Below are 12,679 nucleotides of genomic sequence, written 5' to 3' on the forward strand. Positions count from 1 at the left end.
GGCACTTACAATGGATATAACCTTTATCATTACCATCTTTTTGATTGGTTTTATAGGTTCATACGTTTCAGGGATGCTCGGCATCGGCGGTTCGATAATAAATTATCCAATGCTGCTGTTTATTCCCCCAATCTTCGGTTTAGCGGCATTTAGTGCCCATGATGTGACAGGTATAAGTGCTGTACAAGTCTTATTCGCTTCCATCGGAGGTATATGGAGCTATCGTAATAGCGGACATTTAAATAAAACGCTTATTCTCTACATGGGGATCAGTGTGTTGATTGGAAGCGTGGTTGGAAGTTTTGGATCACAATCGATGTCGGAAAACGGAGTGAATATCGTCTATGGCATTTTGGCGTTGATAGCGGCGGTCATGATGTTCATTCCGAAGAAAGGGATAGATGACATTCCTGTGGATCAAGTTACCTTTAATAAATGGCTTGCGGCCATCCTAGCACTAATCGTTGGTTTAGGTGCCGGGATTGTCGGTGCCGGAGGCGGCTTTCTATTAGTTCCCATCATGCTTATCATTTTAAGAATTCCAACAAGGGTCACGATTGCGTCTTCATTAGCAATCACATTCATTTCATCCGTTGGTGCAACAGCAGGGAAAATCTCAACGGGGCAAGTTGACTTCTATCCGGCTTTGATCATGGTGGTAGCGAGTTTAATAGCATCCCCGCTTGGGGCAATGGCCGGTAAAAAAATGAATGTAAAAGTGCTGCAAGTCATACTGGCTCTATTGATTTTAGCGACGGCTGTGAAAACTTGGGCGGGGATCATGACTTGAGTTTTGACACGGAAGGGAGCAGTTGTGAAAAGTTATATCGTTAAAGAATTGTTCACAATAGACCACACTAATAATTCCTTTTCCTCCATCACTTTTTTTCTTATTATCTTGTACCAGATAAGTTAATGGGACTTCTGTTAATAGAAAAAGCTGACTGTTGAGAGTCAGCTTTTTCCTTATGTGACCGTTTATAAATAATTAAAAGATTACTGCTAAAATAAACCAAACAATCATCAATAATTGAATTAATACTTTGGCTAAGCTGCCGCCTAAAAAACCGATGATAGTTGCAAACCCAACTTTAGTAGCCTGCATTATATCTTTTTGAATGATTAATTCCGAAACGAGGACTGCTAAAAATGGTACGAGAATTATTCCAAAAGGAGGAAAGACAAATGAACCAACAATCGTGGCAATAGCTGCTATTGTCTCGGATATTTTTGACCCCCCATACTTTTTAACAAAATAACTATTTGCTATAATGTCTGCCGCGATTAATACACCGCTCAACACAACCATACTGATCCAGAACCATAACGATAACTCATCAGGATTAATGAGGAATTGATAAACTGCGAATCCTCCCCAAATGGCAACAACCGAAGGGATAATAGGATAGATAATTCCTACAAAACTTAAAGCAAATAAGACGATCGTTAACCCCCACCATAAAATATCCAATGAAACTCCACCTTTTCATACTTACTTTTTCATATATCTATTAAATTATATTTCTATTTAGGGACAAACACCATATTAGATTACCATGTGTAGAATATGTAATTATCCGTTAATGATATGCCGCTGAGTCATTCTTTCAAGAGTTGTTGTTCCTCACATCTATGAAATTGATAAAAGTCCTTAGTAGTTGTTTTTGGAAAGGGTCATTTACTAGCAAACAAGTAGACAAGGACTTGTATACTTTACAAAAAAGAAATAGCGCCACTAATTATAGCTAATACTGTTAAGATTAACGATGTCAAGATGACCCATTTGTATGCAAATTTCTGATATTCTCCAAGGTCTTTATCAACCATGCCAACTAATAAAATGGTTGATGCAACAAGTGGACTCATTAAATGAGCGGGTTGTCCCAATATAGAAGCCCGAGCAATTTCTAACGGACTGATACCATAGGCTGAAGCTGCCTCTGCAAGAATAGGGAGAACTCCAAAATAATAGGCATCATTCGATAAAACGAATGTGAATGGCATACTTGTAATGCCAACAATGACAGGGAAAAACTGTCCTAATGAAGCTGGTATTATCGCAACCAGTCCATTAGCAATAGCATCAACCATTTTTGTACCGGAAAAGATTCCTGCAAATACTCCAGCTGCAAAAACTAGTAGAACAACAATTAGGGCATTTCCAGAGTGTGCCAAGATACGTCTTTTTTGCATTTCCAGATTAGGGTAGTTAATCATTAAAGCAATAGTGAAACCGACCAAAAATAAAATAGGGGAAGGTACCAATCCCATAATAAGAATGACCATAATGCCTACCACAATTAATAAGTTAACCCATAAAAAACGAGGGCGTTTAATGTCAAGATGAGGTAATGCATCAGTGGCTTCATTTTCTACAGTAGCAGCTATTTCATTTTTTAACTCTTCTATGTGTATTACACCCAATCGTTTACGTTCTTTTTTCCCTAAAATAAATGCCACGAAAATAACCCAAATAGCACCACCGATCATGGTAGGAATAAGTGGAACAAAAAATTCGGATGCATCAAGTCCCAATACTGCTATTGCTCGGGTAGCAGGTCCACCCCAGGGGGTCATGCCACTCATAACACTTAAAGCTAGCATGGCTACTGTAGCTAAAACCAATGGATTCATACCGATTCGTTTATAAAGTGGATACATAGCAGAAACAGTAATGATATACGTTGTTGTCCCGTCTCCATCTAGGGCCACGAGTAATGCAAGAATTGTGGTACCTATCGAAATTTTGACAGGATCACCCTTGACAACTTTTAATAACTTTTTGATAAGTGGGTCAAATAAGCCTGTGTCTATCATAATACCAAAAAACAATATGGCGAATAATAATAGAGCTGCAGAAGGAGCGACTAGCTTAATGCCTTCCATCATCATAGTGCCAATTTTACTTCCAAAACCACCAACTACTGCAAAAACGATCGGAACTAAAGTTAAAGCAACAATGGGTGATAAACGTTTGGACATAATTAAATAGGTAAAAACGGTAACCATGGAGATGCCTAAAATTGTAAGAAACATTATTAAATCCCCTCCCATATTTTGAATGCGCTTTCAAATGATCTCTAGGTGACTAGAAATAATTTTGTGATTTTTCGGAAAAATCAGCTGGTAGATTAATAAGTTTTACACTATGCTTATGCGCTTTTCTTTATTAAAGGTAATACAGGGAGAACAATAAGTTAAATACATATTTTTTTTGTATTGGTATCAAAATAATTTATTCTTAAAAAAAGAATGGGGAGGAGAACAAATAAAGCCAAAGGATAAGTGATTCAATAACGAAATTTTTTTATATTTAATGCTACTTTTAGTAAAAAAAAGAAGGTCATCATCTAAATATTGTGTATGATAACCTTCTTTGCTTTATAAATCTGAATTTTTCATTGTCCTTGAGCAAAGCTTCCTCTTTTTTATTTAACATTTAGTTTTACATTTCTGTTCTTGTCTTTTTTTCTTAAACTTAATTTTAATACCAATTTTAGTAATGGAGGCACTGCGGCATAAATAAAAGCCATCCGAAATAGTTGATAGCTGGTAACAGTAGATACATCAGCATTTACTTCTTGTGCAATGATTCCCATTTGATCCATTCCACCAGGGGCTAAACTTAAAAAACCCGTAATAGGCGATAAGTCATAATACTGGGTCAGTAGAAAACTAAAAAACATTGTTGCGCAGATCAAGATTAGTCCGTTCATCAAAACCAATAATAAGGTTTTTCTTTTGTTATCAAGTTGTTCCGGTTTTAATAGTAAACCGATATAACCGCCAACCATAAATTGAGATATATCAAGAAGTGAAAGAGGAAGTGGTGGTCCCTGCAAACCTAAAAGACCTATTGCAGCAGTAACGATTACTGGTCCTAAAAAGTAAGGAGCTGGTAACTTGAATATTTTCCCTATTCTTGCTGCGAGAAAACAAATAAGGGTGAACAGAAAGATAAGAGGAAATAAATCACTCCACTCTGGAATAACGTTATCCATTATTTTAGAGGAATCATTGGTACGATTCGCTGCAAAAATGGGACTGATAATTAAAAGGGGAACTAAGAAAACCACCATTATCACTCTTGTAACATGGAAAAAGGTTACGGTAGTAATATCAATACCTTTCATTTCTTCTGCAAACACAACGATTTGTGACAAACCTCCAGGAATACTACTCGTTAAGGAGGTAGGAAAGTCAATGCCGGAATATTTTGACATAACAAAAGCAGAACATGCACACACAAGGACAATTAAGATTGTAAGGATCAACATTGAGGGAAGGTGACTAATCATATCAGACAGTGAGCTCTTGGTAAAGGAGATGCCTATTGAATAACCTACAATAATTAATCCAGTATTTCTCATCGAAACGGGCCAAATCAATTTAACGTTTTTGAAACGTGATGCAATTAATAGGGCTGCCATTGGACCAAGAAGCCAGGGGATTGGAAACCTGATAAGAGAGAAAAGGCCGCCTCCAATAAAAGCAGTTAGAAGTGCAGCCGAAAATTGGATTGTCTTGCTTGCATTATTTAAATCCCACTTTTTCATATTAATTCTCTTCCTTTGAATTAGTTTTACTTCGTTTCGTCTTGCTTCATTGTTTAGAATCATTAAGAAAATCAATAAATGCTTTCACTTGTGCCAAATCCATAGTCACATCCCGATAAAAAACCCAAGTTTCTCTAAGCAAATAATTATTATCGCTTAATACAATGGGGAAAGTATACAGTGGTTCATCATTTTTAATGCAGATTTCTGGTAAAATGGCATATCCTAAACCATTAAGAACCAGTTCCTTACATGTTTCAATCCGATCTACCTCCATTGAAATCTTAGGTGGTAACGCAAATGTTTCCTGCCACCAGTTTTCAATAGTATTTCTTAACGATTGGTCTGTCTGATAATTAACTCTAGGAAGAAAAGGAAGTTCTTTTAATTCAATTTTCTTACTGGAGGCAATACAAATCTTTTCTTCTTGAAATAACACTTTATTTTCCTGCCATTTGTAAGGACCTCTAACGATCCCGAGGTGTGCTTCTTCTTTTTGAAGCATTTGATGAATTTGAGAACTCCATCCAGTTTTCAAACTGATTTCAACCTCTGGATATAGGGTTAGAAATTCTTTTAATAATACTGGTAGTTTATATCGGGCAAACAAGCCAGATACACCCAAACGCAAAGTTCCTTTTACTTTTTTATCCAAATTTGAAATGTGTTCTTTTGCAGCTCCTAATTGCTTACGCATATTTTTCGAATATTGAACGAGGTATTCCCCTTCAACTGTAAACTCGACACCTCTTTTGCCTCTAGAGATTAAATTTGTTTTGAACTCTTTTTCCAGCTGTTTTATTCGATAGGATAAAGCTGGCTGAGAAATAAATAGTCGTTGTGCTGCCTTTGTTATATTTCTTTCTTCGTAAAGAGTAATTAATATAAGCCAGTCTTTTTCATCCATAAAATTTTTCTCCTTTAACCATAAAAAATATTTATGGGTAATTATAAATAATGATAATTTATTTGATTTCTAAAAAGTATAATACAACTAATGAAAAAAGAAATCTATCTTTTTATGTAAATCAATAGACTCACTATAGTTTTGCCTTTCCAGCATTCTTTCATAAAATATTTCTATGGCAACGAATAAAAAAACAATATTATTTTTATTCATTATTTTCACTTATTATTTACATGAAGAGTTATCACTACTTAACAGGAGGGATAAAAATGTCAAATACACAAAATTATGATGTAGTTGTAGTAGGGGCAGGAAACGCAGCTTTATGTGCCGCAATCTCAGCAAAAGAGGGAGGTGCTAGAGTTCTTGTATTAGAACGGGGACCAGTGGAAAAGCGTGGAGGGAACTCTTTCTTCACGGATGGAGCCATTCGTGTTGCATACAATAATTTGGACGCAATCAGAAATATAATACCTGAATTAACAGATGAAGAATCCGAGTTAATTGTAATGCCTGAATACACGGAATCCGATTATTACAATGATCTAATGCGAGTAACAGGTGGACAAAGTAATCCAGAGTTAGCAAAACAGCTGGTTTCTAGATCGTATGAAACAATTGCCTGGATGCGTGATCAGGGAATAAATTTTGAATTGAATTATGAAAATCAATCTTTCGTACAAGCTGGCAAGCGCAATTTCTGGGGAGGGCTGCCTATCAAAACGGAGGATAAAGGCGTTGGCTTAATGAGACAGCTCTTTGCGCGGACAGAAGAAATTGGCATCGACGTTTGGTACGATTCACGTGCAGTGGAGCTTGTATCAGAGCATAATTCAATAACCGGTGTCGTTGTTGAGAAGGATCATACAATGGTAACAGTTCAGACATCCGGTGTGATTTTGGCTTGTGGCGGCTTTGAAGCCAATAAGAAAATGAGAAGTGAAAATATTGGTGAAGAATGGGAAGCGGCTATTGTTCGTGGAACCGAGTTCAACACAGGAGACGGCATTTCCATGGCTATGGCAGTAGGGGCTCAAAAATTTGGGCAGTGGTCTGGATGTCATTCTATTGGGACAGATTATAATGCGCCAAAAGTAGGGGACTTCACGAAGCCGGGAGATATTTTTAAAAAGCATTCTTATCCGTACAGCGTCATGCTTAATAATGAAGGGAAACGGTTTGTTGATGAAGGAGCAGATTTGCGAAATTACACTTATGCCAAATACGGCCGTGAGGTATTAAAACAGCCTGGACATGTGGCATATCAAATTTATGATTCACAGGTACGCCCGATGCTGCGTAAAGAATATGACCTTGAAGAAGCGACTTTTTATAAAGCAGATACGCTTGGAGAGTTGGCTAGTTTACTGCCGGTCAATCAAGCACAATTTCTTAAAACGATCGAAGAGTATAACAGTGCGGTACAAGATGGCGAGTATAGACCCGCAGAGAAAGATGGCAAAGGAACGAAAGGAATTACCCCTCCTAAATCCAACTGGGCACTTCGAATTGAGCAAGGTCCATTCTATGCTTTCCCTGTAACGTGCGGAATTACCTTCTCGTTCGGTGGTTTGCATGTAGATACAACGGGTCATGTGTTAGACAAAGAAGAACAACCGATAAAAGGTCTCTTTGCGGCTGGTGAAATGATTGGGGGGATTTTTTATGAAAACTATCCTGGTGGATCCGGGTTAATGTCTGGAGCAGTCTTTGGAAAATTAGCTGGCTCATCCGCAGCACGCTATACTCAAGAAAAGGTTGAAACGATCAATAATCACTGAGTCTTTTCACTGAATGGCTTATTAGATGAGAATGTGTCCAAAAAATAATGGGGATATGTGAAATAGATGAAGGAAAAATAGCCAAGGCTAAAAAAAGTCCTTGGCTGTTTGGTATTTTAACATATTAAAAGTCTTTATGCTTTGACTAAAACTCATATCATATAGGTATTTAAAAGGATCAAACTTATCTATTTGAGTTTTTTCAGATGAAGTGATTGTATAGCTTTAATCGTCCTGATGGCCAGACAATAAGGTTCTTCATTACTAGCTTTTCGAGTTCAGCAACAGCTTGATTGGATAGATGGGCATTAACGCGTATGAATACAGTCCTGACTTATCAAGATTTACTGGTTATATTGCTATTTACCACTCGATACTAAAATTCAGCATGAAAAAGGGTAGTGATTTTGTGTATTGGAATTTCTCTAAACAAGATGATGGATAGTAATTAGCTTTTTAAAAATATTATAGTAACCATAAAAATCTGGTTTCAGTAACTATACCCTAATTTTTATGGAGGTTTTAGCCTATCTGGGGAATTTTAGTGCCTTTCATATTTTTGAATATTTCTTTCGTTTCTATGTCTAATTCAAATATTTTACTATTTTCCTATAAAAAGATAGTAAAGACCCACATTTGACAAAGCCCCCAAGTGAAAGAAAATTTTTTGCTGTAATATGCAGATCCATTCCTATCAAGCTAATTGATAGGAATGCTCGTAATTTTTTTTCGTGTACACGTATCCCTCCAATATGATTCTTGCTGTGCGTACCACTTTAATAGCTCGTATGTGTCCTGCCAAGAAATCAACCTTTGTTTCCATTATCCCCGCAGGATGGGCTAATCGGAAAATTTCTTGTTTAATGTTCACCATCTCAGATAAAACCGTTTCCTGTAAGTAAGCCCCTGCTGTTGCACAGATGGCTCCTGTAATAGCAAGCGCTTGATGGGGCTTTTGCATCGACATCATTCGGATCATCAAATCCATCTCTGACGCTTTTCTTTCAGATCCGTTTAGATCGACGTAATCCATAGGAGGAGCGATTAGAGTCATTTTAGGTACAGCAGGAGATTTGACAGTAGCTGATTTCTTATCGGAAAATTGACACATTTCAGCTGCAATTGACCGGATTTCTTCCAGTTCAATTAATTTTTCCTGTGAATAATCATTGGGTAATTCGGCTCCGCTTAGACCAATATCTTGTGCCCTTACAAAAACGAGTGGATTGGCAACATCAATAATAGAAACTTGAATTAGCCGATCCTTGGTTTTAATCATGTCAATCGGATTTCCTGTAGGGAAAAGTTTTCCTGTAACTGCTCCTTCTGCACGAGTAAAAGAAAGATAAATAGGTGATCCTTTACCAGGCACCCCAGGTATTGAGCAGCATCCTTCTGATTTCACATGTCCATTTTCAACCTCTACTTCTGCAATAATCAGTTTTTGTGTATTCACGTTAAAAATTTTCACCGTTGTAACAGGTTCTTGTATAGGGACTAATCCTTGCTCAATTGCGTAAGGTCCTACAGCAGATGATATATTTCCACAATTTCCTTTAAAATCAACCATTTGATTATCGATGCTGATCTGAGCAAATGTATATTCCACATCGAATTCCGGTGAATCTGACTTTTTAATAATCGCTGCTTTACTTGTCAACGAATTCGCTCCTCCAAGTCCATCGATCTGTCTCCGATCCGGACTGCCCATCACGTCAAGTAAGAAATCCTCCCAGTGTAAGGGATTCGAAGGCATATGTTCAAAGTTAAGGAACACACCTTTACTTGTCCCGCCGCGCATTACAACTACAGGTACTTTCATTGTATAACCACCTTTTCTCAAATCAATATTTATAGCACTACCGGTTCCTTTGAAAATATAGTATGATATGTTTATTCATAAGTAAAATACATATTTTTTTAATAAAAATGATAAAAAAACTTATAATCCAAAAATCGGGAGATGGTTAAGTGGACGAAAAAGATTGGATTGCGATAAGGGTACTATATGAAGAAAAAAACATTAGCCGTGCCGCAGAGCGTTTATATATATCGCAGCCGGCGCTAACGTACCGGCTTAAAAATTTAGAAAAAGAATTTAGCACAAACCTATTTTTCAAAATAAAAGGAGGCATTGAGTTCACTTCAGAAGGGGTACATTTAGCGGGCTATGCGGAAGAAATGGTGAAAAAGTTGCAAAAAACAAAAGATTATATGCTGAATATGAAAAATGAGGTAAGAGGAACGTTAAGGCTTGGCGTTTCCAGCAACTTTGCCCAATATAAACTACCAGAAATATTGAAAAAGTTTTCAACACAATATCCTCATGTACAATTTAATGTGAATACAGGGTGGAGTACTGAAATCATGCATCTTCTGGATTCCTCTAGTGTTCAATTAGGCATTCTGCGTGGAAATTATGAATGGTATGGAATCAAATCGTTACTGCATAAAGAAAGACTTTGTTTAATTTCCAAGAAAGAGGTAGACTTGGATAATTTGCCAGAACTTCCATTCATAAATTATAAGACCGACAGTTCTTTAAAAAACTTAATAAATGGCTGGTGGCATGATAGATTCCCAGAGCCACCATTTGTAACTATGGAAACAGATCGGCAGGAGACGTGCAAAGAGATGGTCAAAAATGATCTTGGTGTTTCCATTCTGCCGGAAATATGCCTGCAGCCTTCAGATAATTTGCATACATACGGGTTATCCTACAAAAATGGGAAGCCGGTGTTAAGAAATACATGGTTAATGTATAACCAGGATTCATTAAAACTCTCTACTGTGAAAAACTTTATTGATTTCTTGAATAAAAATTCCAATCTTTAACGAAAAAGCACAATGAAATGATTGACCATTTCATTGTGCTTTCTTAATTTAATATAAAATGGATTATAAGTTTTTTTTTCGTAAAAGTACAAAAAAAATGTATTTCACTTATTTAATGATATGAACTATTCTAAAAATAGATAAAGCAGCAGGGAAATTATTTAAACTTTTCATCCAATTTGTAAGCGGTTTCTTTAATGGGAGGGATTAATATTCTAACGTTACTTGGAATTTCAATGGTCGTTGTCTTTACTTATTTAATCATGTCTAAACGGTTATCACCTGTTAATTCTCTTGTAGTCATTCCAATAATCTTTGCATTAATTGGCGGATTTGGTCCAGAGCTCGGAGATATGATGCTCGATGGAATAAAGGTAGTCGCACCTTCAGCCGCTTTGCTATTGTTCGCTATTTTGTTTTTCGGAGTTCTGATTGACGCTGGATTATTCGATCCACTTATTAAAACCATGTTGAAAATCGTAAAAGGGGATCCGGTTAAAATAGCGATAGGAACAGCAGTAATCGCAATGACGGTTGCCTTAGATGGTGATGGTACCACGACTCATATGATTACGATTTCCGCTATGCTGCCCCTTTACTTACGACTTGGTATGAATCCACTTATTCTTGCCACTATTTCTTTGCTGGCTGTCAGTATTATGAGTGGTATGACTCCTTGGGGAGGGCCTGCAACTAGAGCAATAGCATCTTTAGGTCTGGATGCAAATGAATTCTTCATCCCGATTATCCCAACACTATTCTCAGGAATAGCAGCTATTCTTTTTACCGCTTATGTACTTGGTAAAAAAGAGCGCAAAAGGCTTGGCGTTGTTTATATCCAATCTGCACCTGAAATGAAAGGGGCTCTTGCTGAAGCAGCGGTAGCTTCCGCCATACAAGACGATTTAAAGCGCCCTAAATTAATATGGGTCAATCTTTTGTTGACGCTTACAGTCATGGTCGTTCTTGTAATGGGCTTAGTACCGGTACCGGTGTTGTTTCTAATCGGGTTTGTTCTTGCTTCGATCATTAATTACCCTAATTTAGAACAGCAAAAAGAGCGAATCGGGTCACATGCAGGAAACGCTATAACCGTTGTCACATTAGTATTTGCGGCTGGTATTTTCACAGGGATCTTTTCCGGAACGAAAATGGTAGACGCTATTGCAAATTCATTAGTGGCCATCATTCCGGATTCTTTAGGCTCTTTTTTACCGATGGTCGTTGCGTTCACAAGTATGCCATTTACGTTCGTATTATCAAATGATGCTTACTACTTTGGTGTTTTGCCAATTCTTGCTGAAGCAGGAGAAGCATATGGGGTAAGTCCTTTAGAAATTGCCAGAGCTTCCGTCCTGGGGCAGCCTGTACATTTCTTAAGTCCACTCGTGGCCTCGACTCTTTTACTAGTAGGGATGGTAAAGACGGATATCGGGGAACTACAGCGGTATGCATTTAAATGGGCTCTAATTTGTTCATTAGTCCTTATTATTGTTGCTATCTTGTCAGGGGCTATTATTTAAGTATAACGTTTAGGGCTGTGCCAAAACCAATTATTATTAGTGGTTTTTGGGACAGCCCATTCTTTTAATAAGGTTTAGAAGTCTCGCCGTTCGCTTGAGTAATGATTTTTACGATTTTATTCGCCAAATTCATAACCGTGTATAGACGAGTATCATTTAAAAATTGCATTGTTGGCAGCGGATCTATATAATTTACCATTCCTATAATATGATAGTCTCCCACTTCAGGTAATACTTTTTTTAAAGCTTTCCCTGGGACAAGAGGTCCATCCTTCAAGAAAACAGAACCGACCTGGTTTTGATCCCCTAAACATGCATCCACACTAAAAATAAGAGGCTTTTTGAATTGTTTTTTAATTTCTTTCAATGTCTCTTTTAAATTAAATGCATGAACGGGATTTTCCAAGGTACCATAAACACGATAAGGCACCTTATGTTCTTTAAGCATCGTCCCGACTAAAGGGCCCAATGAATCCCCAATAGATCGGTCTGAACCAATACACAGAAAGATTACATCTTCATGTTGACATCCTGAAGAATGAATAATCTCTTTGACTTTTAATGCTAAGCAGTTTATTTCTTCGCCTATTGGATTCACAGAACAAATTGCTCCTCTTCTTGTAAATTAGACTCATCTTAATTCCCCTTTATTCTATTATACGAACAAAAAAGATATCATGCTTGAGAATGTTAAATCTTTTTTAATTATTAGTATTTAACACCCTCTGAAAAAATGGCAGTAATTCAAAACATCCCCTTAAATTTATTTGGCATGGAATTGGGAGTAGGGTTACATTAGAATAATTCTAGATCAATTATATAGCATGTCAATAACCGATCCCTCTTTCAAATATTCATTAGATTTGGATTAATAATCGGGTTTAACTAGTTTGTAATAGTGTATCTCTTATATTTACAAATGATTAATAAGCTTTAATATTTTGCATCGGTCTTTTTATGACAAAATCCTTAGGTTTTTCTCCTCTTTTGACTTATACCATCAATTTCCACCCTTTACATGTTATAAATTTGGTTATAAATTCCCCTTTTTTCGATATACCGTGACTTTTGGTTTAT

At 36.9% G+C, this 12,679-nt stretch carries 10 protein-coding genes; 4 read left to right on the top strand and 6 right to left on the bottom strand.

Annotation, left to right across the window (positions count from 1 at the left end):
- Positions 1–10 precede the first annotated feature (10 nt).
- Positions 11–790 carry a sulfite exporter TauE/SafE family protein gene (locus ACIQYG_RS18890; protein ID WP_402840926.1) on the top strand — a complete coding sequence of 260 codons (780 nt, stop codon included), beginning with the start codon at positions 11–13 and terminating at the stop codon, positions 788–790.
- A gap of 198 nt (positions 791–988) precedes the next feature.
- Here ACIQYG_RS18890 and ACIQYG_RS18895 read toward each other — a convergent pair whose 3' ends face one another.
- The 4 genes from ACIQYG_RS18895 to ACIQYG_RS18910 all read right to left on the bottom strand — a co-directional run bounded on the left by ACIQYG_RS18895 (position 989) and on the right by ACIQYG_RS18910 (position 5,463).
- Entirely contained in the window at positions 989–1,471 is a 483-nt protein-coding gene (locus ACIQYG_RS18895; protein WP_402840929.1) for a DUF456 domain-containing protein, read from the bottom strand.
- Between the two features lie 242 nt (positions 1,472–1,713).
- Entirely contained in the window at positions 1,714–3,036 is a 1,323-nt protein-coding gene (locus ACIQYG_RS18900; RefSeq protein ID WP_402840932.1) for a CitMHS family transporter, read from the bottom strand.
- Positions 3,037–3,428: 392 nt separating this feature from the next.
- Positions 3,429–4,556: an AbrB family transcriptional regulator gene (locus ACIQYG_RS18905; RefSeq protein WP_402840935.1), complete on the bottom strand. Its 1,128-nt coding sequence runs from the start codon at positions 4,554–4,556 to the stop codon at positions 3,429–3,431.
- 46 nt (positions 4,557–4,602) lie between these two features.
- Positions 4,603–5,463, bottom strand: coding sequence for a LysR family transcriptional regulator (locus ACIQYG_RS18910; RefSeq protein ID WP_402840938.1), 861 nt, complete (start codon positions 5,461–5,463; stop codon positions 4,603–4,605).
- A 269-nt stretch (positions 5,464–5,732) separates the two neighbouring features.
- On the opposite strand from ACIQYG_RS18910, the gene tcuA reads away from it, so the two are divergent.
- Positions 5,733–7,244, top strand: a complete 1,512-nt coding sequence (gene tcuA, locus ACIQYG_RS18915) for an FAD-dependent tricarballylate dehydrogenase TcuA (protein WP_402840940.1) — start codon at positions 5,733–5,735, stop codon at positions 7,242–7,244.
- Positions 7,245–7,938: 694 nt separating this feature from the next.
- On the opposite strand, the gene ACIQYG_RS18920 is transcribed toward tcuA, so the two are convergent.
- Positions 7,939–9,066: a 2-methylaconitate cis-trans isomerase PrpF family protein gene (locus ACIQYG_RS18920; protein WP_402840943.1), complete on the bottom strand. Its 1,128-nt coding sequence runs from the start codon at positions 9,064–9,066 to the stop codon at positions 7,939–7,941.
- Positions 9,067–9,215: 149 nt separating this feature from the next.
- Here ACIQYG_RS18920 and ACIQYG_RS18925 point away from each other — a divergent pair, with 149 nt between their 5' ends.
- Both ACIQYG_RS18925 and ACIQYG_RS18930 read left to right on the top strand, forming a co-directional pair.
- On the top strand, positions 9,216–10,079 hold the full coding sequence (locus tag ACIQYG_RS18925; RefSeq protein WP_048677804.1) for a LysR family transcriptional regulator: 864 nt from the start codon (positions 9,216–9,218) through the stop codon (positions 10,077–10,079).
- A 212-nt stretch (positions 10,080–10,291) separates the two neighbouring features.
- A complete protein-coding gene (locus tag ACIQYG_RS18930) occupies positions 10,292–11,602 on the top strand; it encodes a CitMHS family transporter (protein WP_402841157.1) in 1,311 nt (436 codons plus the stop codon).
- Between the two features lie 64 nt (positions 11,603–11,666).
- Here the strand turns inward: ACIQYG_RS18930 and yyaC are convergent, their stop codons facing one another.
- The gene (gene yyaC, locus ACIQYG_RS18935) at positions 11,667–12,200 is read right to left on the bottom strand and encodes a spore protease YyaC (protein ID WP_402840947.1); all 534 of its coding nucleotides are present in this window, start codon (positions 12,198–12,200) and stop codon (positions 11,667–11,669) included.
- Between the last annotated feature and the right edge of the window lie 479 nt (positions 12,201–12,679).

Origin of the sequence: Peribacillus sp. NPDC096622 (genome assembly GCF_044762665.1) — a bacterium.
GTDB lineage: Bacteria > Bacillota > Bacilli > Bacillales > DSM-1321 > Peribacillus > Peribacillus frigoritolerans_B.